Origin of the sequence: Citrobacter sp. CK188, assembly GCF_030333525.1 — a bacterium.
GTDB classification, from domain to species: Bacteria; Pseudomonadota; Gammaproteobacteria; order Enterobacterales; family Enterobacteriaceae; genus Citrobacter_B; species Citrobacter_B koseri.
In genome coordinates this window covers 61,773-85,962 of sequence record NZ_JAOWFU010000012.1, presented here as the reverse complement: position 1 = coordinate 85,962, position 24,190 = coordinate 61,773, and the positions used below count along the sequence as shown (strand labels likewise).

Genomic DNA, 24,190 nt, shown 5'->3' with positions numbered 1-24,190 from the left:
CGTCAGCGTTGCCATCAGGCATTGCCAGTTGCCGGATGGCAGCTATCGCCTTATCCGGCCTACGTTGGTGACAATTTTCAGGATATTCCAATGAATCAAATCGATCGCCTGCTTGGCATCATGCAACGCTTGCGCGACCCGGAAAACGGCTGCCCGTGGGACAAAGAGCAGACGTTTGCCACCATTGCGCCGTATACCCTTGAAGAAACCTATGAAGTGCTCGACGCCATTGCCCGTGAGGACTTTGACGACCTGCGCGGAGAGCTGGGCGATCTGCTGTTTCAGGTCGTGTTTTATGCGCAGATGGCGCAGGAAGAAGGGCGCTTTGACTTTAATGATATTTGCGCCGCCATCAGCGATAAACTGGAACGTCGCCACCCGCATGTTTTTGCGGACGTTGCCGCTAACAACAGTACCGAGGTATTAGCCCGCTGGGAGCAAATCAAAACCGAAGAGCGCGCGCAGAAAGCGCAGCATTCGGCGCTGGATGATATTCCCCGCAGCTTACCGGCGTTAATGCGCGCGCAAAAAATCCAGAAGCGCTGTTCGAACGTCGGCTTTGACTGGACGACGTTAGGGCCGGTTGTCGATAAGGTGTATGAAGAGATCGACGAGGTCATGTTCGAGGCGCGGCAGGCTGTCGTAGACCAGGCTAAACTGGAGGAGGAAATGGGCGACCTGCTCTTTGCCACCGTCAATATGGCGCGTCATTTAGGGACAAAAGCAGAGACCGCGTTACAAAAAGCCAATGAAAAGTTTGAACGGCGTTTTCGTGAAGTTGAGCGGATTGTTGCGGCGCGAGGCCTGGAAATGACGGGGGTTGATCTGGAAACAATGGAAGAAGTCTGGCAGCAGGTAAAACGCCAGGAAATTGATCTCTAACGAATTTAGGCAGTCAAGGGCGTTTTGTGTGATTTTTTAAATAACAAGCTCTTGATTTACGTCAAAAACATTTACCCCAAAGGGGCTATTTTCTCTTCCCGTTATGTTGATGAAACACCTTGTATACTGCCTCTTCGAGTTATTCGAGTCGCAACAAGGCGGCGACTGAAAGAATCCCCAGGAACATAGAAATGCGATGTGACTGGGGTGAGTGAAGGAAGCTAACACTGGTGCGGCTTGAAGAACAAAGGAGAGGGGATAATGAAAGTTTGTGGCGTACGCCATGTTCGGGTATACTGCTTTCCCGTCCTGGTTATTCCATCGTCTTTTAAACCTAACTTCTCAGGTTCAGCATGACAACGAACTATATTTTTGTGACCGGCGGGGTCGTATCCTCTCTGGGTAAAGGCATTGCCGCAGCCTCCCTCGCAGCCATTCTTGAAGCCCGTGGCCTCAACGTGACCATCATGAAACTGGATCCGTACATCAACGTCGATCCTGGTACTATGAGTCCAATCCAACACGGGGAAGTGTTCGTTACTGAAGACGGCGCCGAAACCGATCTGGACCTGGGTCACTATGAGCGCTTCATTCGCACCAAGATGAGCCGCCGCAACAACTTCACCACGGGTCGTATTTACTCTGACGTTCTGCGTAAAGAACGCCGTGGCGATTATCTGGGCGCAACCGTACAGGTTATCCCGCACATCACCAACGCGATTAAAGAGCGCATCATCGAAGGCGGCGAAGGCCACGACGTGGTGCTGGTCGAAATCGGCGGTACTGTCGGTGATATCGAGTCCCTGCCGTTCCTGGAAGCGATTCGTCAACTGGCGGTTGATATCGGTCGTGAGCACGCGCTGTTTATGCACCTGACGCTGGTGCCGTACATGGCCGCGGCAGGCGAAGTCAAAACGAAACCGACGCAGCACTCCGTTAAAGAACTGCTCTCCATCGGTATCCAGCCGGATATTCTGATCTGCCGTTCCGATCGCGCCGTTCCGGCCAATGAGCGTGCGAAGATTGCATTGTTCTGTAACGTTGCTGAAAAGGCCGTTATTTCTCTGAAAGACGTCGATTCTATTTATAAAATTCCGGGCATGTTGAAATCTCAGGGTCTGGACGATTATATTTGTAAACGATTCAGCTTAGACTGCCCGGAAGCGAACCTGGCCGAATGGGAACAGGTTATCTACGAAGAAGCGAACCCGGCGGGCGAAGTGACTATCGGTATGGTCGGCAAGTACATTGAACTGCCGGATGCCTATAAGTCGGTGATTGAAGCGCTGAAACACGGTGGCCTGAAGAACCGTGTCACCGTCAACATCAAGCTGATCGATTCGCAGGATGTTGAAACGCGCGGCGTCGAAATTCTGAAAGATTTAGACGCTATCCTGATCCCTGGCGGCTTCGGCTACCGTGGCGTTGAAGGTAAGGTCGCGACGGCGCGTTATGCGCGTGAAAACAATATTCCTTATCTGGGTATTTGCCTGGGTATGCAGGTTGCGCTGATTGAATTTGCGCGCAATGTAGCGGGTATGGAAAACGCCAACTCAACGGAATTTGTGCCAGACTGTAAGTACCCTGTTGTGGCGCTGATTACCGAGTGGCGTGACGAGAACGGCAACGTTGAAGTCCGTACGGAGAAGAGCGATCTGGGTGGCACCATGCGTCTTGGCGCGCAGATGTGTCAGCTTTCCGATGAGAGCCTGGTTCGCCAGATGTACGGTACGCCGACAATCACTGAGCGCCATCGTCACCGCTATGAAGTCAACAACATGTTGTTGAACCAAATTGAAGCTGCGGGTCTGCGCATTGCGGGCCGTTCCGGGGATGATCAGTTGGTCGAGATCATCGAAGTGCCGAACCATCCGTGGTTCGTTGCCTGTCAATTCCACCCGGAATTTACTTCAACGCCGCGTGACGGGCATCCGCTGTTTGCAGGCTTTGTGAAAGCCGCCAGCGAATATCAGAAGCGTCAGGCGAAGTAAGAAGTAAAAAAAGTTAGAACGGCAACGCGTACCAAAGGTACGCGTTGTTTGTCTGGAGTTTTAGTTTAACTTGTACTGAGGAAAACCTAATGTCCAAAATCGTTAAAGTCATCGGTCGTGAAATCATCGACTCCCGTGGTAACCCGACTGTTGAAGCCGAAGTACACCTGGAAGGTGGTTTCGTTGGTATGGCAGCCGCTCCGTCAGGTGCTTCTACGGGTTCCCGCGAAGCGCTGGAACTGCGCGATGGCGACAAATCCCGTTTCCTGGGTAAAGGCGTAACCAAAGCTGTTGCAGCGGTTAACGGCCCGATCGCTCAGGCAATCCTTGGCAAAGACGCCAAAGATCAGGCTGGCATTGATAAAATCATGATCGACCTGGACGGTACTGAAAACAAATCTAACTTCGGTGCGAACGCGATCCTGGCTGTGTCTCTGGCTAACGCCAAAGCCGCTGCGGCCTCTAAAGGTCAGCCGCTGTACGAGCACATCGCTGAACTGAACGGCACCCCGGGTAAATACTCCATGCCGGTTCCGATGATGAACATCATCAACGGCGGCGAGCACGCTGACAACAACGTTGATATCCAGGAATTCATGATTCAGCCGGTTGGCGCTAAAACCCTGAAAGAAGCAGTACGTATGGGTTCTGAAGTGTTCCACAACCTGGCTAAAGTTCTGAAAGCTAAAGGTATGAACACTGCTGTTGGTGACGAAGGCGGCTATGCGCCGAACCTGGGCTCCAACGCTGAAGCACTGGCTGTTATCGCTGAAGCGGTTAAAGCTGCTGGCTACGAGCTGGGCAAAGACATCACTCTGGCGATGGACTGCGCAGCATCTGAATTCTACAAAGACGGCAAATACGTTCTGGCTGGCGAAGGCAACAAAGCATTCACCTCTGAAGAATTCACTCACTTCCTGGAAGACCTGACCAAACAGTACCCGATCGTTTCCATCGAAGACGGTCTGGACGAGTCTGACTGGGACGGTTTCGCATACCAGACCAAAGTGCTGGGCGACAAAATCCAGCTGGTTGGTGACGACCTGTTCGTAACCAACACCAAGATCCTGAAAGAAGGTATCGACAAAGGCATCGTTAACTCCATCCTGATCAAATTCAACCAGATCGGTTCTCTGACCGAAACGCTGGCTGCTATCAAGATGGCGAAAGACGCTGGCTACACTGCCGTTATCTCTCACCGTTCTGGCGAAACTGAAGACGCGACCATCGCTGACCTGGCTGTTGGTACCGCAGCAGGCCAGATCAAAACCGGTTCTATGAGCCGTTCTGACCGTGTTGCTAAATACAACCAGCTGATTCGTATCGAAGAAGCGCTGGGCGAAAAAGCTCCGTACAACGGTCGTAAAGAGATTAAAGGTCAGGCGTAATCCTGCTTTCACTCTTAACGTAAAAAACCCGCTCCGGCGGGTTTTTTTATGTCTGTAATATATTCTTATTTGAAAATTTTAATGATCGATTTGATCTTTGTCACTTTGTTATTATTTTACAGAGAGTAATTTAATGGTGTGACTATTTACTAATATGTGTTTTTATATTTATCATTAATAAATAATAGAAATATTGAATGGATAATGAATTGGAAGACATACTGGCGAAAACGGGCATGAAAAAAAAGGATGCTACTATCCTGATTAAGCTGGCAAAAAGGAAACATATCAGCTTGGGTCGGGCATTTTTTTTGTATGCATGGAAATATTATGCCTGGAGTGGAGCTTTACTATTGGCAGTCATTTTTGCCTCCCTTTCTGAGGGAATTGAGTACTTTATAGTAAACGTTCTCTTCTGTATTGCTGTAGCTCTAGTTTCACTCTTCTTTACACCCTTTGTCATAAATTTAATTCGGAGTATTAAAATTCAAGTTAAGTTGATCGGAAAATAACAGGAGGTTATTTTGAGTATTTATGGATTAATGAATTTACAGCGCGAAAAAGAAAAGACTGACCGACTTGTCTATGATATCGGTTTTCAATATCTTCATGATCCGGCTATGCGTTCAAAATATATGATCGAGGAACGTAGAGTTACATCATATTGCCTTGATGAATATCGGTATGGAAAATTAGATTTTGGCAGGGCGATGGATAGATTACGTGAATATCATATGTCTTTAACTAAATATTATATGCAATTAAAAATGGGGAGTATTAAATTATATGCAATAGCTGAGCGTGAAAGAGAAAGGCATTCTACACTTACCATAACATTAAAACGAGTTGGATTTGTTAGTGGGACAATGCAAGTTATCGGTGGTTTTGGTTTATGTAAAGCAACCCTTGGAGCTGCATGTAAAAGTTATGGAGTTCCTTTAATGATGCAGGGAAGCGAGAATATTTGGGAAAATGGTTATTATTTATTATATCATGAAGACCCCAGGAAAATGCCTTTGCGGTATGCCTACCGTCAGGCAACAAAGCTTTTGGGTGGGGATGAAAAGGATGGTGATATTGCTTTTTCAACGGGAGATCTTGTTCTTTCTTTCGGTTCAGCCTCAACGCTGACATTGAGAACAGATTCGTGGAAATTATTCCGCTATATACAGGAAGATTATATTCGCAGCTGGAGAACCTTGGGAGCTGTTGGAAGCGCGAGTGAGTTAGCCGGTGATGCAGTTAGTGGATTCACCATTTATCAACTTCTTGGTGGAGAAAGTACTAACTGGGCTGAATTGAGGGAATAAGGAAATGATCTTCAAAACATATGATCAGAATGATAAGTCTTTAACTGAAAGTATTAAACTTGCGGGTTTAAGTGAATATAAAGCACAGAAACTTATTCGTTTTGCTAATGAAAATAAAATAAGTTTGCAGAAAGCTTATTGGCTAAAAGATGCAAGTGTTATCAGAGTTGATATTATCATGGTTTCGATTTTATTACTCTTTGCCTTTTCAATTGCACAAAAGGACTTCAGTGAATTATGGTCTTTCTTTTTAATATTCGGTTTGTCGTTTTTTGTCATTGAATTAACCTGCCGATTTCATAAAGGCTACTTTAAGATATGGAGAATTTATATCAAGTTGCGAGGGCTGTAAGTGACTGGTTTAGTGGTACGTTGTTTTTCTCTATACTTTTCCCTGCAACAATGAGATATTTATAATTTATATACTTTGTTGCCTCACCTTAGCCTTGATTTCAGTTTTCTTTAACTCTTTCTTTATCAATCTGGTTTGGGGCATCAAGGTTCAGATTAAACTAATGGGTAAGCGGTAGAGAAACTAAGCTCGATATATGCTTTGTGGGGAACAGCGGAATCTTACCTTAAACAGCTGCTGTGCATGACCTTAGCGAGGTTTTCTGCGATAATCACTGATTATCCCCTTAACAGAGAATGCTATGCAGTACCCGATTAACGAGATATTCCAGACCCTGCAAGGTGAGGGTTACTTTACCGGCGTCCCCGCCATTTTTATTCGTTTACAGGGATGCCCGGTTGGCTGTGCCTGGTGCGATACCAAACACACCTGGGATAAGCTTGAAGATCGGGAAGTGTCGTTGTACAGCATCCTGGCGAAGACCAAAGAGAGCGACAAGTGGGGCGCGGCAAGTAGCGAAGACCTGCTGGCGGTGATAAACCGACAGGGGTATACCGCGCGTCATGCCGTGATCACCGGCGGTGAGCCCTGCATCCATGACCTGATGCCATTGACTGATTTACTCGAGAAGAATGGATTCAGCTGTCAGATTGAAACCAGCGGTACCCACGAGGTGCGCTGTACGCCCAATACCTGGGTGACGGTCTCGCCGAAGGTGAATATGCGCGGTGGCTATGATGTCCTGTCGCAGGCGCTGGAGCGTGCGAATGAAATCAAGCACCCTGTTGGTCGCGTCCGTGATATTGAAGCACTGGATGAGCTATTGGCGACGCTGAGCGACGATAAGCCGCGAATCATTGCCTTGCAGCCAATCAGCCAGAAAGAAGACGCGACGCGTCTGTGCATTGAAACCTGTATCGCGCGTAACTGGCGCTTATCAATGCAGACGCACAAATATCTGAATATTGCGTGATAAAAAAATCGTTAGCGCGCTTGCCGGGGGCGCTTCGCTTGCCGGGGGCGCTTCGCTTGCCCGGCCTACGGTCATACTCATTTGTAGGCCGGATAAGACGCAACGCGTCGCCATCCGGCACGTTCGCCCGTTCATTTACAGGCCGGATAAGACGCGAGATAAGGAATACTACGCGTTCGACCAGCTTTGAATCGAATCGACGTTATCCAGATTGCCATGCAGCACTTCATACGACTTTTTCAAAATCACATCGGTGTATTGCGTTAAGTCGCGGAAAATCCCTTTATTCAGCGCGTCATAGCGTCTGGCATTGCTCTCTATCGGCATAAACACATCTTTTACCCGCACCATTTTTTCAACCGCGGTCTCATAGTTCGGGTACAGACCAAGCCCTATGGCCGTGTTAATTGCCGCTCCCAGACTCGCGCAGCCATTTATCACATTGCGTCTGGCGGGGAGATTGAACACATCGGCAAAGATTTGCATAAACAGGTCGCTATTCGAACCACCCCCGGTGATGATCACATGTTTAGCAAAGTGGTTCATTTCATTGCACATATTGTCGTAGTTGTTTTTCAGCGTCAGCGCAACGCTCTCCAGAATAGAACGGTAAATCCATGCGTAATCCATGCTGGAATCAAAGCCGATCATGATTCCTCGCTTGAACGGTTCCCAGGGATTGGTCAGCCAGTCGAGAACCGTCATTAAACCGTTACAGCCAGGCGGTACGCCGGCCGCTTTCTTATTGAGTAAATCTTCCGGCGACAGTCCCTGTGCTTTGGCGTCCTGAATCAGTGATTCGCCCAACATATCCCGCAGCCAGCTGACCGTCCACATGCCTTTACGAATACCGTAGCCTTCATAGAGCAGGGTTTCGGGAATAGAAGACATAATCGGCCAGTAAGCGACCGGATCTTTGGGGAGCGCTTTGCCGTTCATCATCAGGGCGATATAGGTGCCTAATGAGATAACTGCGGTTTCATCGTCCAGCAATCCTGCGCCCAGTGCTTCCACCGGTTTGTCGCTGGTGGTGCAGACCACGGGCAAGCCGACAGGGAAACCCGTTGCCAGGGCGGCGGCTTCAGTCAGATGACCGAGCACGCTTCCCGGCATCTGGACGTCAAACAGCATCCTGCGCGGAATGTTGAACTTCTTCATCACCTCATCGTCATCGCTCCACGCCCAGGTTTTGTAATCCACCGGCCACTGCCCAAAGTAGTTGGCGATATTGTCTTTAAACTCACCGGTTAAGCGATGCGACAGATAACCTGAAAATGAGGTGACATAAGCCACATCGGAGTTGGTATGCTCGTAGGGACGGGTTACGCGCGCGTCCTGCCAGCTAATCAGCGGAGCTGCGGGCGTGCCGTCGGCTTTTAATAATGCGCGACAGCAACGGATGGAACCCAGACCGATTCCAGCAATGTCTTTTCTGTCACCCGAAAACTGACTCATCAGGTCTTGCCCTGCGGAGCATAAAGACGTCCATAAATCATCATCAGGATGTTCTGCCGTATTGGCATCGGGTGTATACATGGGCTGTAACAATCCTTTCCCTTCGCACACCACATTCCCTTCGAGATCGTACATCACGACCTTCGTACTCTGACTTCCGCCATCAATTCCAATGATGTATTTCGTCGACATTGTCATTCTCCTTAATTTTCTCTCTTCACTCGCCGGAGGCTTCTGCGGCCAGCGATGTCATCTTTTCCGGTGTGGCGTTAGCGGTACGAATTTTGCGAAAGAGCAAAAAGGTAAACAGAATCACCATACACAGCGCCGCCAGTCCCATCAGCCACATGTTGCGATAGGCTTCCGCTGCCGGGAGCGTGTCCTGCCAGTGGCCTACGATCGGATAAACAAAAACGTCGGGCAGAAAACCGATAACCGAGCAGATACCTACCGTCGTTCCCATGATGTAAGACGGCGTTCTGGCTTCACCAGGGCAGGCCCAGTAAAGCCCGCGTGAGGCGTAGCAGGTGAAGCCCAACAGCAGAATCAGGCCGATCCCCATCACGACAGACTGCGGATTTGAGTTGGTGACCAGCAGCGCAATAAGCGCGACGGCTCCGACAATGGAGAGAAGCTGAATGACGCGCGTCGGCGATTTAATTTTGCTGTAAGTGGTAATGATGCCGCCCAGCGGGCCACAGATAGCGCGGAAAATTTTGTTGATCACAATGCCCATGTAACTCGCGGCGACCAGCGACATGCCATACATTTCGGTCAGGTAGTTGGTGGAGTAGCTGAGGATGGCATAGATCGTAAAGACGCCGAAGATGACCATGCTGCAATACCAGGTGGTGCTGATGCGTAACACGGCCAGAATATCGCTGAGCTGGAATGATTTTTTCTCTTCTTTCGCCGCGCTGCTGTGATGATGACCATCGCTGACGAAGAACCAGCACAGGATGCCCAGCAGGATATAGACCACGCTGTAAATCAGAATCACCGTTTTCAGGCTGTTGCTGTCATCCGGCGCGAAGCGAGAAAAGACCCACATGGTAAACACTGCCAGCGACATTACGCCGACGCCGCGCAGCCCTTCCATCCAGCCCATAATTTTGCCTTGTTCACTGTGATCGCCAAGCAGCGACGCGGCTTTAATGGATACGGACCACAGCATCAGGATTGTCGTAATTGCGAACGCGACCTGAATGCACAGCATGACCCATAGCGGTGGATACGTCGCCATGACCAGACCGAGTAGTCCGGTAATAATCATTGCGGAGGTAATCATTTTGCGATGGGAAAATTTATCGGCGATGATTCCGCTGGGCGCATAAAGAATAATAGCAGCAACACCAAAGGTACTCATTATTAGCCCTATTTCGGTATTGCTAAATCCCATAAATTTTGCCATGGGAATTTGATATATATAGCGTAAATAAGCCAGATCAAAACTGACGCCACCGCTAAAACTAATAATGGCGAGGGTTATCCAGCGGCGATATGAGTTGTGTTGCATATCGAATTCCCATTTGTAATGGACAAAAAAAAGAGAAAAGTAAGCCGCCTTTTCAGGAGGATTACTTTTCTCAGGTCTCTAGTAATTACGTTAGAAATAGCATGGAAGGGCAGCTTATAGTGTGAGAATAATCACGCTTCTTGTTTTTTACCATAATTACAAAGCGAACGGTTCATCTGTGATTACGATCACATTAGATGTCTGGAGGTTGTGCTAAAAATTTACGCCAGTTACCAGAGATAATGAGAAAGGTAACTTCCCTCTCGCGGGGGAAGTTACCTTTCTTTTTTTTTGCCTGAAGGAATTTGGAGCCAACTATGTCGATCGAATCTCTCAATGCATTCTCAATGGATTTTTTCTCCCTGAAAGGGAAAACGGCAATTGTAACGGGCGGGAACAGTGGTCTGGGCCAGGCTTTCGCAATGGCGCTGGCGAAAGCCGGAGCCAACCTTTTTATTCCCAGCTTCGTAAAGGATAACGGTGAAACGAAAGAACTCATTGAAGCACAAGGTGTTGAAGTGGCGTTCATGCAAGTGGACATCACCGAGAAAGGCGCGCCGCAGAAGATTATTGCCGCCTGCTGCGAGCGTTTTGGCACGGTAGATATTCTGGTGAACAACGCCGGGATCTGTAAGCTGAATAAGGTTCTGGACTTTGGCCGCGCGGACTGGGACCCGATGATTGATGTTAACCTGACCGCGGCGTTTGAGCTGAGCTATGAAGCGGCAAAAATTATGATCCCACAAAATAGCGGGAAAATTATTAATATCTGCTCTTTGTTCTCTTATCTTGGCGGGCAGTGGTCTCCGGCTTATTCAGCAACCAAGCATGCGCTTGCTGGTTTTACCAAAGCATATTGCGATGAACTTGGGCAATATAATATTCAGGTTAACGGTATTGCGCCGGGTTATTATGCCACTGATATTACGCTGGCAACCCGCAGTAACCCGGAAACTAATCAGCGTGTACTGGATCATATTCCGGCCAATCGTTGGGGTGATACTCAGGATCTTATGGGGGCGGCGATATTCCTCGCCAGTCAGGCATCAAATTATGTTAATGGTCATCTTTTGGTTGTCGATGGCGGTTATCTGGTGCGTTAATTTTAATATCGGTGGTTTCTGTTTTTTATTTTATTCTGCATTGACTATCAGGAAGGATTTATTATGTCATTATCCCGTGAAGCGATTGTTGACCAGTTAAAAGAAATTGTGGGTTCCGGGCGTGTTATTACGGATGAAACCGTATTAAAGAAAAACAGTATTGACCGTTTTCGCAAATATGCGGATATTCACGGCGTTTACACGTTGCCCATTCCGGCGGCCGTGGTTAAGCTCGGTTCGACGGAGCAGGTCTCTCGCGTTCTGGCATTCATGAACCAGCATAAAATCAATGGCGTGCCGCGTACCGGCGCGTCTGCGACGGAAGGCGGTCTGGAAACTGTCGTCAAAGATTCTGTGGTGCTGGACGGCGCAGGGATGAATCAAATCCTGAGTATTGATATCGAAAACATGCAGGCAACCGCGCAATGTGGCGTACCGCTTGAGATTCTGGAAAACGTGCTGCGTGAAAAAGGCTATACCACCGGGCACTCGCCGCAGTCTAAGCCGCTGGCGCAGATGGGCGGTCTGGTCGCCACTCGCAGTATCGGCCAGTTCTCCACGCTGTACGGCGCGATTGAAGATATGGTGGTGGGGCTGGAAGCCGTACTGGCGGACGGCACCATTACCCGCATCAAAAACGTGCCTCGCCGGGCGGCCGGGCCGGATATCCGCCATATCATCATTGGGAACGAAGGCGCGCTGTGCTACATCACTGAAGTCACAGTGAAAATCTTTAAGTTCACGCCCGAAAACAACCTCTACTACGGCTATGTGCTGGACGACATGAAAACCGGTTTCGACATCCTGCGTGAAGTCATGGTGGAAGGCTATCGCCCCTCCATTGCGCGCCTGTACGACGCCGAAGATGGAACCCAGCACTTCACGCATTTTGCCGACGGCAAATGTGTGCTGATTTTTATGGCTGAAGGCAATCCGCGACTGGCGCAAGCCACCGGCGAAGGGATTGCGGAGATCGTGGCGCGCTACCCGCAGTGCCAGCGGGTGGACAGCAAACTTATCGAAAACTGGTTCAACCATCTGAACTGGGGGCCGGAAAAAGTGGCTGCCGAACGCGTACAGATCCTGAAAACCGGCAATATGGGCTTTACGACGGAAGTATCCGGTTGCTGGAGCTGCATCCATCAAATCTACGAAAGCGTGATCAACCGTATCCGTACCGAGTTCCCGCATGCGGACGATATCACCATGCTGGGCGGCCACTCTTCTCACAGCTATATCAACGGCACCAACATGTATTTTGTGTACGACTACAACGTGGTGGACTGCAAGCCGGAAGAGGAGATTGATAAGTACCATAACCCGCTCAACAAGATCATCTGCGAAGAGACGATCCGTCTTGGCGGCTCAATGGTGCATCACCACGGCATTGGTAAGCACCGCGTTCACTGGAGCAAGCTGGAACACGGTAGCGCCTGGCCGCTGCTGGAAGGTCTCAAGCGCCAGTTTGATCCAAACGGTATTATGAATACAGGCACGATCTACCCGATTGAAAAATAGAGAGTTATACGCAAAATCCTTTAAGCTGCATCAGGCAGCTTAAAGGGCGAAGCGTATAAACGGCTTCTCAACCGGGAAGCCGCGACTTTACCGGACAATGAAGGGGCTACGATGAACACTTCACCGGTGCGAATGGATGATTTACCGCTGAATGGTTTTCATTGCCGCATTGCTGCGCTGACATTCGGCGCGCATTTGACCGATGGCTATGTATTAGGCGTCGTCGGCTATGCCATGATCCAACTGACCCCCGCCATGCAACTGACGCCTTTTATGGAAGGGATGATTGGCGGCTCGGCGCTGGTTGGACTTTTTCTCGGTAGCCTGATCCTGGGATGGGTATCTGATTATATCGGGCGTCAGAAAATTTTTACCTTCAGCTTTATGCTGATAACCATCGCCTCTTTCCTACAGTTTTTTGCCACAACGCCGGAACAGCTTATTGGCTTGCGCATTCTGATTGGTATCGGCCTTGGCGGTGACTACTCGGTTGGTCATACATTGCTGGCTGAATTTGCGCCGCGTCGCCATCGGGGAATATTACTGGGCGCATTCAGTGTGGTGTGGACTATCGGCTATGTTCTGGCGAGCCTGGTGGGGCATCATTTTATTCAGGAAACGCCGGATGCCTGGCGCTGGCTGCTGGCATCGGCATCATTACCCGCGCTGTGCATTACGTTCTTACGCTGGGGAACGCCGGAGTCGCCTCGCTGGCTGATGCGTCAGGGGCGGATAACAGAAGCGTATGCGATTGTGCACCGCTATTTTGGCACGCATGTGCTGCTCGGCGATGAGGTGGCGGCGCCGACGAGCAGACATATCAAAACGCTATTTTCAACGCATTACTGGCGAAGAACCGCGTTTAACAGCGTGTTCTTTGTCTGCCTGGTGATCCCGTGGTTTGTGATTTACACCTGGCTTCCCACCATTGCACAAACGATCGGTCTTGAAAATGCGCTAACCGCCAGCCTGATGCTTAACGCGCTGCTGATTGTTGGCGCGCTGCTGGGGCTGTTGTTAACACACCTGTTGGCGCACCGCCAATTTCTGCTCGGCAGTTTTATGCTGCTCGCCGCGACGCTTGTCGTCATGGCTTGTTTACCGGCGGGAAGCAGCCTGACGCTGTTGCTGTTTGTGTTGTTCAGTACCACCATTTCTGCCGTCAGCAATCTGGTGGGGGTTCTGCCTGCGGAAAGCTTCCCGACGGATATTCGTTCCCTGGGCGTCGGGTTTGCCACGGCAATGAGCCGATTAGGGGCGGCGATCAGCACCAGTTTGTTGCCCTGGACGCTGGCGCAGTGGGGAATGCAGGTCACGCTATTACTGCTGGCTGGGATATTAGTCATCGGATTTGTGGTGACCTGGCTGTGGGCGCCGGAAACCAAGGCGCTGCCGCTGGTGGCTGCCGGGAGTGTGGACAAAAGACAGGGAGGTGTGAATGAACATTCTGTTAGCGTTTAAGGCAGAGCCCGATCCCGGCATGCTGGCGGAGAAAGACTGGCAGGCGGCGACGGTGGATACCCACGGCCCGGATGTCTCCTTGCTGCGTTGCTCCCCAGGTGCGGATGAACAGGCGGCGGCAGCGTTGCTGCTGGCTCAGCGCAATGGGGGCTGTGAGATGACGTTGACTGCGTTAAGCATCGGCGACGAGCGGGCGCTCCACTGGTTACGTTATTTTGTCGCGCTGGGTTTTGAGACGCCGGTGTTGCTGGAGACGACGGCAGACCTGCGGTTTGCTCCCGAATTTATCGCCAGGAACATTGCCGACTGGCAGCGTAATCACGGTGCGGATCTGATTATAACGGGCTGTCAGAGTAGCGAGGGTCAGAACAGTCAGACGCCATTTCTGGTTGCTGAAATGCTGGCGTGGCCCTGTTTTACCCAGGTGGAGCGTTTTACGCTTGAGCCTCCTTTTATTGTGGTTGAGCAGCGAACGATGACCGGGTTTCGGCGTTGTCGGGTACGGTTCCCGGCCGTCATCGCCGTCAGGCAGTGTGGTGAAGTGGCGCTTCCCGTACCGGGGATGCGCCAGCGTCTGGCGGCGGCGAAAGCAGACGTCGAGCGTCGGAACGTTGTGGTTGAGACAACACCAGCGGTTCAGTGCCTGCGTCTGGAGAGGCCGGAGCAGCGGCGGCATGCAACGATTATCAGCGGCGCGACGGCGCAGGAAAAAGCCCGGAGGCTATGGGCGGATTATTTGCGCCAGAGGATGCCGTCATGAAAATTGCCATCATTACTGACTCGCATGAGTGTGCGGCGATGGCGAGCTGGATCGCAGAGAATGCGCTTTGCACCGCAGAACTGGAGCGCTGGATTATCGATCCCGTGCCGGATGTTGCAGAGCAGGTGCTGGATGCGCTGGCGGCGCAATGGCTGCGGACACCTGTTGATATGCTGATCTTTCCGGCAGGTAGTCCGGGCGATGAACTGGCGACGCGACTCGCCTGGCGTCTGCATGGCGGCAGCCTCTGTCAGGTTCAGGCTGTGGATGTGCGACAAGGCCTGGTGAAAAAATCCCACTGGGGGAATGCACTGACGGCAACGTTGCAAATTACCGCACGCCCTTTGTGCCTGTCGCTGGCGCGACAGCAGGAGGTGAGCGCTTCTGGTCATTCCTTGCCTGTGATGACGGAATATCTGATTACCCCCACGGCGCCCCCCGACTGGCTGGATAAGGTGGAAAGCGTAAATAGCGTCGCTACCCATCCTTTGTTACGTGCCGGGCGCGTACTGGTGGTTGGGCAAGGGGGAAGTGAAGCGGATGCAGATAAGATTACCGCGCTTGGTCAGGCGCTTGATGCTGAGGTAGGGTACAGCCGTGCGCGGGTGATGAACGGCGGTTTTGATGCCGATCGCGTGACTGGAATATCGGGGCATCTGCTGTCGCCGGATGTCTGTATCGTGGCTGGCGCGTCAGGGGCGGCGGCGTTGATGGCCGGAGTACGCCAGAGCCGTTTTGTTGTGGCGATAAACCACGATGCCAGCGCGCCGGTTTTTGCGCAGGCGGATGTCGGGATTGTCGATGACTGGCTACCGGTGCTGGAAGAGTTGGTCCGCTGCAAAAATGCCTGATGGCGCTACGCTTATCAGGCCTACGTGTAGGCTACAAAAATGCTTGATGGCACTATGCTTATCGGGCCTACGTGTAGGCCGGATAAGACGATTTATCGTCGCCATCCGGCGTTGCCCGGCTTAATTAAGGTGTTTCGCTAACGTCCAGACATCGGTATTGGTGGTGGAAAGCGCCGCCACACCGGCTTTCATCGCATTGCGGGCGTCTTCTTCATCGCATACCAGCCCCCCGGCAATCAGCGGCTGGCGTATCTTCTCTGTCACCCAGCCCAACACTTTCGGCATACAGCCCGGCAGGATCTCAATACAGTCCGGGTTTGACTGCGCGACCTGCTTATCAATATTGTGAAATGAAATGGAATCAACGATAAACAGACGGTGAATACAGAAAAAACCTTCCGCTCTGGCGGCTTTCAGCATTGCCGCTTTCGTGCTGATGATGCCATCCGCTTCGGTGACCAATTTTAAAAACTGGATCACGACCTCTTTATTTGACGCCCCCTCCAGCAGATCAACGTGGATAAACGCATATTTACCCGCATTTTTTATTTTCTTCACAATCGCGCTGATGGTGCAAATGTTCCCGTACAGCACGGAGATGAACTGACATTCGGAATCAATGGCTAACTGTAGGCTGGCGTTATCTTTAACGGCGGCAATCACCGGATTCTGGCGGAGCAGGTGTAACAGGGGCATAGATTATCCTTATATACTCGTCATACTTCAATTTGCTGGTGCGTTGGCTTTCCTCGCAACTCGAATTATTTAGAGTATCAAATTAGCCAAATCGGTAAGTGATGCCAAACCCAGATGCCGGGTAGCGCCACTGTTGCAGCGTTTTTTCATCACACAGTAGTCGACAGGCGCCACACTCCAGGCAGCCGCGAAAGTCGACTTGCAGGCCCCCTTCCGGCGTGCGGGAAAAGAGTCCGGCGGGGCAGGACGTGATCAGCCGTTCTGCCGTTTTGCTGTCGACAGCGGCAGCCGTAACGATATGGGAAATATCGGCGGGGCGCCAGATGTTGCGGGCTACAGACATCGTAAGCTCCTGATAATATCGCCTGCCAGATGGCGCAGGCCGTGACGGCGAAAATGACGCCAGACGATCTGGCGCAGCGGCGGCACAGGATGATGCCCCTGATGCCAGAGCTCGTGAGAAATATCCTGCATTAATGCAGGCCATTGACGATACCATCCCGGGCGCTGCAACAGCGCGGGAACATCCCGATAGCGTTGCAAAACCTCCCACAGCAGACTGTGCCGGATGTCCTGATGATAGGCCGGGAACAGATTTTGCGGCGCATGTTTCTGGCAGGCGTTAATCAGGGTTTGCGCGGCCGCCTGAGCGCCGATGAGCGCCATATCCATACCGCGTACGGAGAAGCCGGTATTGACGCAGCTGCGCAACGCATCGCCTGTCAGCAGCCAGCCTTCGCCTGCGTACTGGACGGGCATGCTGTGTAAGCCGCCTTCCGGCACCAGATGTGCGCCGTACTCCAGCGTTTCGCTGCCTCTGAGCAAAGGACGCAGCGCTGGATGTGCTTTGAGCCGTTCCAGCATTTCGACTGTCGGAATGTCGCTCTGCGCAACAGAAGAGAGTGGACACACGACGCCTAAAGAGAGCGTCTCCTGGTTGGTATAAAGAAACGCGCCGCCAGGGAGATCGCCGCAAATTTCTCCGCTAAACAACATGGCGGCACCTTCCGCCCCGGACAATCGGAAGCGCTCTTCAAGCGTTTGTTTATCCAGCGCCAGCACCTCCTTGATCCCCAGCGCCATTGATGTCGCGGCGGGGCGAGGCAGGAATCCATACCGTTCCGCCAGTACGCTGTTTGCTCCTTCGGCCAGCACGACATAACGGGCGCGCAGCGTTTCATCTTCGCACATGACGCCGCAGACTCGGCCATCTTCAATATGGAGCGCTTCAACCGTAATGCCGTTAACGCACTGTACCCCTGCGGCCTCGGCCTGAGCGACAAACCAGGGATCGAAGCGGGCTCGCAGTAGGCTCCATGAGTCACCGTCTGGTTGCAGACTGGACCAGGTTGTCGCGCCATCACGGGTTAATAGCGTGAGGTTTTCCTGAGTGATACGGCGTTCAAGGGGGGCGGACTGGTGAACGTCGGGAAGAAGTTCGGCGAGCGCATGACAATATAAACGACCGCCGGAAAGATTTTTTCTGCCGGGAAACTCACCGCGTTCAAGCAGCAGGACTGAGAGTCCAGCCCGCGCACAGCGTAAAGCACAAGCAGTGCCCGCTATCCCTGCACCGATGATGATGATATCGAAATCGTCAGCCATGTTGTGCTCCAGAAATCCTGAGAACACAACCCTAACATAACGTTATTTAAGGAAAATTGACCCGCGACACAAACAAAAAAATCACTCGCCGCGATACACGCAGCCTGCTGTGCAGGTCTCTTTCACCATTACTGCGCTCAGCAGCGGTACGGCAGGTTTAACCTGATCCCAAATCCATTTTGCCAGCACTTCGCTGGTTGGATTTTCCAGACCTGGAATATCGTTCAGATAATAATGATCCAGACGATCGTACGTCGGTTTGAACGCGGCTTTCAGTTCGGCGAAATCCATGATCCAACCGGTATGCGGATCGACGTCACCGGTAATTTCAAGGCGCACCATAAATGAATGACCATGCAGGCGGCCACATTTATGCCCTTCCGGTACGTGGGGCAGGCGGTGAGCGGCTTCAAAGGTGAAATCTTTAAACAAGGTGGTGGACATGGATGATTAACTCTCAAGAATACAAAAACCGCCGTAGGGTACCGGAAAGCACATTTTTTATCATTAACTAAAACGGCGTTGACGCGCGGATAATGAGATTTACACAAGAATTGTGAATTATTTCTTTCTATTTCAATAAGTTGTTTAATCGCTTTTGTTGTTAATAACTATAACTAAAACAGGTTAGTCCATTTGGTTATTTGTTATTTCCATCCCTTCTTTAATTGTTATTATCCCCGCCGTTAACCTTATCGCTAGTTTGGTCTTTTTGCATAAATTCCGCTTTGCTACTGGAACATAACGACGCATGACAACACAGGCCCCACCATCCGCTTTGCTTCCGCTAAACCCGGAGCAGCTGGCACGCCTTCAGGCGGCCACAACCGATCTTTCTCCCACCCAGCTTGCCTGGGTTTCCGGCTATTTCTGGGGAATGCTGAACCAGCAGCCGGGCACGCTCGCCGCCACGCCAGCGCCTGTCGCTGAAATGCCGGGTATTACGCTTATTTCTGCATCGCAAACCGGCAATGCGCGGCGCGTGGCGGAAGCCCTGCGCGATGACCTGCTGGCGGCAAAACTGAGCGTCACGCTGGTTAATGCGGGCGACTACAAATTCAAACAGATCGCCAATGAAAAGCTGCTGATCGTGGTCGCGTCCACGCAGGGCGAAGGCGAACCGCCGGAAGAAGCCGTTGCGCTGCGTAAGTTTCTGTTCTCTAAAAAAGCGCCGAAGCTCGACAACACCGCCTTCGCCGTTTTTGGCCTCGGTGATACCTCTTATGAATTTTTCTGCCAGGCGGGTAAAGATTTCGACAGCAAGCTGGCGGAACTGGGGGGGGAGCGTCTGCTCGATCGCGTCGATGCGGATGTGGAATACCAGGCGGCGGCACAAGAATGGCGGGCTCGCGTTGTTGACGTACTGAAAGCGCGCGCGCCGAGCGCATCGGCAGCGCAGGTCGCTGTCGCAGCAACGGGGGCCGTGAATGATGTGCATTCCAGCCCTTATACCAAAGAAGCGCCGCTGAGCGCCTCGCTCGCCGTCAATCAGAAAATCACCGGCCGCGACTCGGAAAAAGATGTGCGCCATATCGAAATCGATCTGGGCGATTCCGGCCTGCGTTATCAGCCGGGCGATGCCCTGGGCGTCTGGTATCAGAACGATCCTGAACTGGTCAAAGAGATCGTCGAACTGGTCTGGCTGAAAGGCACGGAGCCGGTCACCGTTAACGGTAAGGTGCTGCCGCTTGCCGAAGCCTTGCAGTGGCATTTTGAGCTGACGGTGAACACCGCCAATATCGTGGAAAACTACGCCACGCTGACCCGCAGCGAATCGCTGTTGCCGCTGGTGGGTGATAAAGCCCAGTTGCAGCATTACGCCGCGACGACGCCTGTCGTTGATATGCTGCGTTTCTCTCCGGCTCAGCTGGATGCTGACGCGCTGGTGGGGCTGCTGCGCCCGCTAACGCCGCGTCTTTACTCGATAGCCTCTTCCCAGGCGGAAGTCGAGAGCGAAGTGCATATCACCGTAGGCGCCGTGCGTTATGAAATAGAAGGCCGGGCGCGGGCGGGCGGGGCATCAAGCTTCCTGGCCGACCGCGTGGAAGAAGAGGGTGAAGTGCGCGTATTTATCGAACACAACGATAATTTCCGTCTGCCGGCCAACCCGGAAACACCGGTGATCATGATTGGTCCAGGCACCGGGATCGCCCCTTTCCGCGCCTTTATGCAGCAGCGTGCGGCAGATGAAGCGCCGGGTAAAAACTGGTTGTTCTTTGGCAACCCGCACTTTACCGAAGATTTCCTCTACCAGGTGGAATGGCAGCGCTACGTCAAAGAGGGCGTCCTGAGCCGCATCGATCTGGCCTGGTCCCGCGATCAAAAAGAAAAAATATACGTACAAGACAAACTGCGCGAACAGGGCGCAGAGCTGTGGCGCTGGATTAATGACGGCGCGCACATTTATGTCTGCGGCGACGCGAATCGCATGGCGAAAGACGTTGAGCAGGCACTGCTGGAAGTGATTGCCGAATTCGGCGGTATGGATGCCGAAGCGGCGGATGAATTTTTAAGTGAGCTGCGCGTTGAGCGCCGTTATCAGCGAGATGTCTACTAATGAGCGAAAAACATCCAGGCCCACTGGTGGTCGAAGGTAAACTGGCAGATGCCGAGCGCATGAAGCTTGAGAGCAACTACCTGCGCGGCACCATTGCTGAAGATTTGAATGACGGCCTGACCGGCGGTTTTAAAGGCGACAACTTTCTGCTGATCCGTTTTCACGGTATGTACCAGCAGGATGACCGTGACATTCGCGCCGAGCGCGCCGAGCAGAAGCTGGAGCCGCGTCATGCGATGCTGCTGCGTTGCCGTCTGCCGGGGGGGGTTATCACCACCAGACAGTGGCAGGCGATCGATAAATTCGCCGCTGAAAATACGATTTACGGCAGCATTCGCCTGACTAACCGTCAGACCTTCCAGTTCCACGGCATTCTGAAAAAGAACGTGAAGCCGGTACATCAGATGCTGCACTCCGTTGGGCTGGACGCGCTGGCGACCGCCAACGACATGAACCGTAACGTGCTGTGCACCTCTAACCCGTATGAGTCTGAGCTGCATGCCGAAGCCTATGAGTGGGCGAAAAAGATCTCCGAGCATTTGCTGCCGCGTACCCGCGCCTATGCGGAGATCTGGCTTGATCAGGAAAAGGTCGCCACAACAGATGAGGAGCCGATCCTCGGCCAGACCTATCTGCCGCGTAAGTTCAAAACGACCGTGGTGATCCCGCCGCAGAACGACATCGATCTGCACGCCAACGACATGAACTTTGTCGCTGTGGCGGAAAACGGCAAGCTGGTGGGCTTTAACCTGCTGGTCGGCGGCGGGCTTTCTATTGAGCACGGGAACAAGAAAACGTATGCCCGCACCGCGAGCGAGTTCGGCTATCTGCCGCTGGAGCATACCCTGGCGGTGGCGGAAGCGGTGGTGACGACTCAGCGCGACTGGGGTAATCGCACCGATCGTAAAAATGCCAAAACCAAATACACTCTGGAGCGTGTTGGGGTCGAGACGTTCAAGGCGGAAGTCGAGCGTCGTGCAGGCATCAAATTTGAACCGATCCGCCCGTATGAATTTACCGGGCGCGGCGATCGCATCGGTTGGGTGAAAGGCATCGACAACAAATGGCACCTGACGCTGTTTATTGAGAATGGCCGTATTCTGGATTATCCGGGGCGCCCGCTGAAAACCGGTCTGCTGGAGATCGCGAAGATCCACAAGGGTGAATTCCGTATTACCGCCAACCAGAACCTGATCATTGCCGGCGTGCCGGAAAGCCAGAAAGCGAAGATTGAAAAACTGGCGCGCAACCACGGCCTGATGAATGCGGTCACGTCGCAGCGTGAAAACTCAATGGCCTGCGTATCGTTCCCGACCTGCCCGCTGGCGATGGCGGAAGCGGAGCGTTTCCTGCCGACTTTTGTCGATAAAGTGGACGCGTTGATGACCCACCACGGCGTGAGCGATGAGCACATCGTGCTGCGCGTGACGGGTTGCCCAAATGGCTGCGGACGCGCCATGCTGGCGGAAGTCGGTCTGGTGGGGAAAGCGCCGGGTCGTTATAACCTGCATCTGGGCGGCAATCGCATCGGAACGCGTATCCCGCGTATGTTCAAAGAGAACATTACCGAGCCGGAAATTCTGGCGTCGCTGGATGAACTGATTGGGCGCTGGGTGAAAGAGCGCGAAGCGGGTGAAGGCTTCGGCGACTTTACGGTGCGTGCGGGCATCATTCGCCCGGTGCTCGATCCCGCCCGGGATTTCTGGGAATAACGTGCATCGCCGGATGGCGGCATAAATGCCTTATCCGGCCTACGTAGACGGTAGGCCTGATAAGCGTAGCGCCATCAGGCAAGGCAAACAGTGAGGAACTTATGTCCGTACTCGATCTAAACGCCCTGAATGAATTGCCGAAAGTCGAGCGCGTCATGGCGCTGGCTGAAACCAACGCGCAGCTGGAAAAGTTGGATGCTGAAGGACGCGTGGCGTGGGCGCTGGAGAATCTACCCGGTGAATACGTGCTCTCGTCGAGCTTTGGTATTCAGGCGGCGGTCAGCCTGCATCTGGTTAACCAGGTTCGCCCGGATATTCCGGTTATCCTGACCGATACCGGCTATCTGTTCCCGGAAACCTACCAGTTTATTGATGAGCTGACGGAAAAGCTGAACCTGAACCTGAAAGTCTACCGTGCGACGGAAAGCGCGGCCTGGCAGGAAGCCCGCTACGGTAAACTGTGGGAGCAAGGCGTTGAGGGCATTGAGAAATACAATGACATCAACAAAGTCGAGCCGATGAACCGGGCGTTAAAAGAGCTTAACGCGCAAACGTGGTTTGCTGGCCTGCGCCGCGAACAATCCGGGAGCCGGGCGCATCTGCCAGTGCTGGCGATTCAGCGCGGCGTTTTTAAAGTGCTGCCCATCATCGACTGGGATAACCGGACGGTGTACCAGTATCTGCAAAAACACGGTCTGAAATACCATCCGCTATGGGATCAGGGCTATCTGTCGGTTGGCGATACCCACACCACCCGTAAATGGGAGCCCGGCATGGCGGAAGAAGAGACGCGATTCTTCGGGCTGAAGCGCGAGTGCGGGCTGCACGAAGGGTGATTGTTTTGCCTGATGGCGCTGCGCTTATCAGGCCTACGTAGACGGTAGGCCTGATAAGGCATTTATGCCGCCATCCGGCAAGTGCAGCTCTGTAGGCCCGGTAAGGCGTAGCCGCCACCGGGCGACACATCAGGCTTTACCGGCTTTCGCCAGTTCTTTTACCAGCGGCAACATGATGCGCACGACATCGCGACTGCGGTGTTCAATTCTTCCTGGTAGCGCCTTGTCGATGTGCTGTTGGTTATCCAGACGCACATCGTGCCAGCTGTTTCCGGCGGGGAATGAAGGCGTTTTCGCACGCTGCTGATAGCCGTCTTTTTTCCCCAGATTCCAGTTGGTGGCCTCAACCGACAGCACGGAAATACCGGCTTTATCGAAGACTTCGGCGTCGTTGCAGCAGCCTGTGCCTTTCGGGTAATCCTTGTTCAGACCCGGATTGGTCGCGGCGGCGATACCGTGGCTGCGCGCAATCGCCAGCGCCCGGTCGCGCGTCAGTTTGCGTACGGCTTCCGGCGTTTGCTGCCCGCTGTTGAAGTAGAGTTTGTCGCCGACAATCAGGTTATCAAGGTTAATTACCAGCAGCGTATTTTTCTTCTCAGCGGCGCTCATCCGCTTAAGCAGGTTTTCTGCGCCCAGTTTTCCCTCTTCTTCACCGCTGGTGGCGATAAAGCGGATGCCGTACTGCGTCGGGATGTCTTTCAGGCGTTCAGCCAGTTCCAGCATCACGCCCAGCCCGGCGGCGTTATCGTCAATGCCCTGCAAGGTTAAACCGCCGAGATTGGCGTCGGTATCGGCATCGCTCAGCGGCGCATAGGTATCCAGGTGCGCCATAATAATAATTTGTTGTGGCGCTTTCCCTTCGTGCGCCGCAATAACGGTACTGCCCGTCACGTTATGCCAGTTCTTGCGATTATTCCTGGCGGTATAAATATAGCGGCTATTAAATGTTCGGATATCGCTGCGATATCCCATCAGCTCAAATTGCTGACGTAAATAATCGGCAGAGAGCATCTCCGCCGGTGTTCCGGTCATTCTGCCGGGAAAGAATGTTGCAATGTGTCGTGCCTGAATATTGGCGATATCGCCAGGCTTCGGTGACGTTGCCTGCGCGGGAAGGATAAAGCATACGCCGAGCGCCAGGAGCGCTGCACGGAGGCGCGATGCGGAAAACATAGTGAGTCCTTAAATACAGAGCAGAAATTTTTACCCGCTTAGTATGAAACC

General features: G+C 52.5%; 22 protein-coding genes. 15 read left to right on the top strand and 7 right to left on the bottom strand.

The window, feature by feature from the left end:
* Window positions 1-90 precede the first annotated feature (90 nt).
* The 7 genes from mazG (at window position 91) to queE (ending at window position 6,896) form a co-directional block, all read left to right on the top strand.
* Window positions 91-882: a nucleoside triphosphate pyrophosphohydrolase gene (gene mazG / locus OGV67_RS02335; protein ID WP_110493880.1), complete on the top strand. Its 792-nt coding sequence runs from the start codon at window positions 91-93 to the stop codon at window positions 880-882.
* Window positions 883-1,235: 353 nt separating this feature from the next.
* A complete protein-coding gene (pyrG, locus tag OGV67_RS02330) occupies window positions 1,236-2,873 on the top strand; it encodes a glutamine hydrolyzing CTP synthase (protein WP_012134890.1) in 1,638 nt (545 codons plus the stop codon).
* An 89-nt stretch (window positions 2,874-2,962) separates the two neighbouring features.
* The gene (gene eno, locus OGV67_RS02325; RefSeq protein ID WP_012134889.1) at window positions 2,963-4,261 is read left to right on the top strand and encodes a phosphopyruvate hydratase; all 1,299 of its coding nucleotides are present in this window, start codon (window positions 2,963-2,965) and stop codon (window positions 4,259-4,261) included.
* A 197-nt stretch (window positions 4,262-4,458) separates the two neighbouring features.
* Window positions 4,459-4,773 (top strand): hypothetical protein, encoded by a 315-nt coding sequence (locus OGV67_RS02320; protein WP_115608894.1) that lies wholly within the window; start codon window positions 4,459-4,461, stop codon window positions 4,771-4,773.
* A 12-nt stretch (window positions 4,774-4,785) separates the two neighbouring features.
* A complete protein-coding gene (locus OGV67_RS02315; protein ID WP_115614470.1) occupies window positions 4,786-5,571 on the top strand; it encodes a DUF4225 domain-containing protein in 786 nt (261 codons plus the stop codon).
* Window positions 5,572-5,575: 4 nt separating this feature from the next.
* Window positions 5,576-5,923: a hypothetical protein gene (locus OGV67_RS02310; RefSeq protein ID WP_114848679.1), complete on the top strand. Its 348-nt coding sequence runs from the start codon at window positions 5,576-5,578 to the stop codon at window positions 5,921-5,923.
* 301 nt (window positions 5,924-6,224) lie between these two features.
* Entirely contained in the window at window positions 6,225-6,896 is a 672-nt protein-coding gene (gene queE, locus OGV67_RS02305) for a 7-carboxy-7-deazaguanine synthase QueE (RefSeq protein WP_114848678.1), read from the top strand.
* A gap of 168 nt (window positions 6,897-7,064) precedes the next feature.
* Here queE and OGV67_RS02300 read toward each other — a convergent pair whose 3' ends face one another.
* Both OGV67_RS02300 and OGV67_RS02295 read right to left on the bottom strand, forming a co-directional pair.
* Window positions 7,065-8,543, bottom strand: coding sequence for an FGGY-family carbohydrate kinase (locus OGV67_RS02300; RefSeq protein WP_115614471.1), 1,479 nt, complete (start codon window positions 8,541-8,543; stop codon window positions 7,065-7,067).
* A gap of 25 nt (window positions 8,544-8,568) precedes the next feature.
* The gene (locus OGV67_RS02295; protein WP_058668025.1) at window positions 8,569-9,867 is read right to left on the bottom strand and encodes an MFS transporter; all 1,299 of its coding nucleotides are present in this window, start codon (window positions 9,865-9,867) and stop codon (window positions 8,569-8,571) included.
* Between the two features lie 317 nt (window positions 9,868-10,184).
* Here OGV67_RS02295 and OGV67_RS02290 point away from each other — a divergent pair, with 317 nt between their 5' ends.
* From OGV67_RS02290 to OGV67_RS02270, 5 genes are all read left to right on the top strand, one after another.
* Window positions 10,185-10,970, top strand: a complete 786-nt coding sequence (locus OGV67_RS02290; protein ID WP_012134885.1) for an SDR family oxidoreductase — start codon at window positions 10,185-10,187, stop codon at window positions 10,968-10,970.
* A 63-nt stretch (window positions 10,971-11,033) separates the two neighbouring features.
* Window positions 11,034-12,488 (top strand): FAD-binding oxidoreductase, encoded by a 1,455-nt coding sequence (locus OGV67_RS02285; RefSeq protein ID WP_115614472.1) that lies wholly within the window; start codon window positions 11,034-11,036, stop codon window positions 12,486-12,488.
* 111 nt (window positions 12,489-12,599) lie between these two features.
* Window positions 12,600-13,949: an MFS transporter gene (locus OGV67_RS02280; protein WP_232103851.1), complete on the top strand. Its 1,350-nt coding sequence runs from the start codon at window positions 12,600-12,602 to the stop codon at window positions 13,947-13,949.
* A complete protein-coding gene (locus tag OGV67_RS02275) occupies window positions 13,927-14,709 on the top strand; it encodes an adenine nucleotide alpha hydrolase family protein (protein ID WP_115614473.1) in 783 nt (260 codons plus the stop codon). Before OGV67_RS02280 ends, OGV67_RS02275 begins: the two co-directional genes overlap by 23 nt.
* Complete coding sequence (locus OGV67_RS02270; protein WP_115614474.1) at window positions 14,706-15,560, top strand: electron transfer flavoprotein subunit alpha/FixB family protein; 855 nt, start codon at window positions 14,706-14,708, stop codon at window positions 15,558-15,560. The genes OGV67_RS02275 and OGV67_RS02270 overlap by 4 nt, the downstream gene beginning before the upstream one ends.
* Before the next feature lie 120 nt (window positions 15,561-15,680).
* Here the strand turns inward: OGV67_RS02270 and OGV67_RS02265 are convergent, their stop codons facing one another.
* The 4 genes from OGV67_RS02265 to queD form a co-directional block, all read right to left on the bottom strand.
* Window positions 15,681-16,256: a glycerol-3-phosphate responsive antiterminator gene (locus tag OGV67_RS02265; RefSeq protein WP_012134878.1), complete on the bottom strand. Its 576-nt coding sequence runs from the start codon at window positions 16,254-16,256 to the stop codon at window positions 15,681-15,683.
* Window positions 16,257-16,338: 82 nt separating this feature from the next.
* Complete coding sequence (locus OGV67_RS02260; protein WP_012134877.1) at window positions 16,339-16,599, bottom strand: ferredoxin family protein; 261 nt, start codon at window positions 16,597-16,599, stop codon at window positions 16,339-16,341.
* Complete coding sequence (locus OGV67_RS02255) at window positions 16,590-17,861, bottom strand: FAD-dependent oxidoreductase (RefSeq protein WP_115614475.1); 1,272 nt, start codon at window positions 17,859-17,861, stop codon at window positions 16,590-16,592. The genes OGV67_RS02260 and OGV67_RS02255 overlap by 10 nt, the downstream gene beginning before the upstream one ends.
* Window positions 17,862-17,942: 81 nt before the next feature.
* Window positions 17,943-18,305 (bottom strand): 6-carboxytetrahydropterin synthase QueD, encoded by a 363-nt coding sequence (gene queD / locus OGV67_RS02250; protein ID WP_012134875.1) that lies wholly within the window; start codon window positions 18,303-18,305, stop codon window positions 17,943-17,945.
* A gap of 307 nt (window positions 18,306-18,612) precedes the next feature.
* Between queD and cysJ the strand changes: the two genes are divergently transcribed.
* From cysJ to cysH, 3 genes are all read left to right on the top strand, one after another.
* Window positions 18,613-20,418 carry an NADPH-dependent assimilatory sulfite reductase flavoprotein subunit gene (cysJ, locus tag OGV67_RS02245; protein ID WP_114848671.1) on the top strand — a complete coding sequence of 602 codons (1,806 nt, stop codon included), beginning with the start codon at window positions 18,613-18,615 and terminating at the stop codon, window positions 20,416-20,418.
* The gene (gene cysI, locus OGV67_RS02240) at window positions 20,418-22,130 is read left to right on the top strand and encodes an assimilatory sulfite reductase (NADPH) hemoprotein subunit (protein WP_012134872.1); all 1,713 of its coding nucleotides are present in this window, start codon (window positions 20,418-20,420) and stop codon (window positions 22,128-22,130) included. Before cysJ ends, cysI begins: the two co-directional genes overlap by 1 nt.
* Window positions 22,131-22,231: 101 nt before the next feature.
* The gene (gene cysH, locus OGV67_RS02235) at window positions 22,232-22,966 is read left to right on the top strand and encodes a phosphoadenosine phosphosulfate reductase (RefSeq protein WP_047461618.1); all 735 of its coding nucleotides are present in this window, start codon (window positions 22,232-22,234) and stop codon (window positions 22,964-22,966) included.
* A 129-nt stretch (window positions 22,967-23,095) separates the two neighbouring features.
* On the opposite strand, the gene OGV67_RS02230 is transcribed toward cysH, so the two are convergent.
* Complete coding sequence (locus OGV67_RS02230; RefSeq protein ID WP_115614477.1) at window positions 23,096-24,139, bottom strand: aminopeptidase; 1,044 nt, start codon at window positions 24,137-24,139, stop codon at window positions 23,096-23,098.
* Window positions 24,140-24,190 lie beyond the last annotated feature (51 nt).

What these genes read in the sequence shown, in the direction of transcription:
- mazG (WP_110493880.1), top strand. Translation starts at nt 91, where the DNA reads ATGAATCAAATCGATCGCCTGCTTGGCATCATGCAACGCTTGCGCGAC.
- pyrG (WP_012134890.1), top strand. Translation starts at nt 1,236, where the DNA reads ATGACAACGAACTATATTTTTGTGACCGGCGGGGTCGTATCCTCTCTG.
- eno (WP_012134889.1), top strand. Translation starts at nt 2,963, where the DNA reads ATGTCCAAAATCGTTAAAGTCATCGGTCGTGAAATCATCGACTCCCGT.
- OGV67_RS02320 (WP_115608894.1), top strand. Translation starts at nt 4,459, where the DNA reads ATGGATAATGAATTGGAAGACATACTGGCGAAAACGGGCATGAAAAAA.
- OGV67_RS02310 (WP_114848679.1), top strand. Translation starts at nt 5,576, where the DNA reads ATGATCTTCAAAACATATGATCAGAATGATAAGTCTTTAACTGAAAGT.
- queE (WP_114848678.1), top strand. Translation starts at nt 6,225, where the DNA reads ATGCAGTACCCGATTAACGAGATATTCCAGACCCTGCAAGGTGAGGGT.
- OGV67_RS02300 (WP_115614471.1), bottom strand. Translation starts at nt 8,543, where the DNA reads ATGTCGACGAAATACATCATTGGAATTGATGGCGGAAGTCAGAGTACG.
- OGV67_RS02295 (WP_058668025.1), bottom strand. Translation starts at nt 9,867, where the DNA reads ATGCAACACAACTCATATCGCCGCTGGATAACCCTCGCCATTATTAGT.
- OGV67_RS02290 (WP_012134885.1), top strand. Translation starts at nt 10,185, where the DNA reads ATGTCGATCGAATCTCTCAATGCATTCTCAATGGATTTTTTCTCCCTG.
- OGV67_RS02285 (WP_115614472.1), top strand. Translation starts at nt 11,034, where the DNA reads ATGTCATTATCCCGTGAAGCGATTGTTGACCAGTTAAAAGAAATTGTG.
- OGV67_RS02280 (WP_232103851.1), top strand. Translation starts at nt 12,600, where the DNA reads ATGAACACTTCACCGGTGCGAATGGATGATTTACCGCTGAATGGTTTT.
- OGV67_RS02275 (WP_115614473.1), top strand. Translation starts at nt 13,927, where the DNA reads ATGAACATTCTGTTAGCGTTTAAGGCAGAGCCCGATCCCGGCATGCTG.
- OGV67_RS02270 (WP_115614474.1), top strand. Translation starts at nt 14,706, where the DNA reads ATGAAAATTGCCATCATTACTGACTCGCATGAGTGTGCGGCGATGGCG.
- OGV67_RS02265 (WP_012134878.1), bottom strand. Translation starts at nt 16,256, where the DNA reads ATGCCCCTGTTACACCTGCTCCGCCAGAATCCGGTGATTGCCGCCGTT.
- OGV67_RS02260 (WP_012134877.1), bottom strand. Translation starts at nt 16,599, where the DNA reads ATGTCTGTAGCCCGCAACATCTGGCGCCCCGCCGATATTTCCCATATC.
- OGV67_RS02255 (WP_115614475.1), bottom strand. Translation starts at nt 17,861, where the DNA reads ATGGCTGACGATTTCGATATCATCATCATCGGTGCAGGGATAGCGGGC.
- queD (WP_012134875.1), bottom strand. Translation starts at nt 18,305, where the DNA reads ATGTCCACCACCTTGTTTAAAGATTTCACCTTTGAAGCCGCTCACCGC.
- cysJ (WP_114848671.1), top strand. Translation starts at nt 18,613, where the DNA reads ATGACAACACAGGCCCCACCATCCGCTTTGCTTCCGCTAAACCCGGAG.
- cysI (WP_012134872.1), top strand. Translation starts at nt 20,418, where the DNA reads ATGAGCGAAAAACATCCAGGCCCACTGGTGGTCGAAGGTAAACTGGCA.
- cysH (WP_047461618.1), top strand. Translation starts at nt 22,232, where the DNA reads ATGTCCGTACTCGATCTAAACGCCCTGAATGAATTGCCGAAAGTCGAG.
- OGV67_RS02230 (WP_115614477.1), bottom strand. Translation starts at nt 24,139, where the DNA reads ATGTTTTCCGCATCGCGCCTCCGTGCAGCGCTCCTGGCGCTCGGCGTA.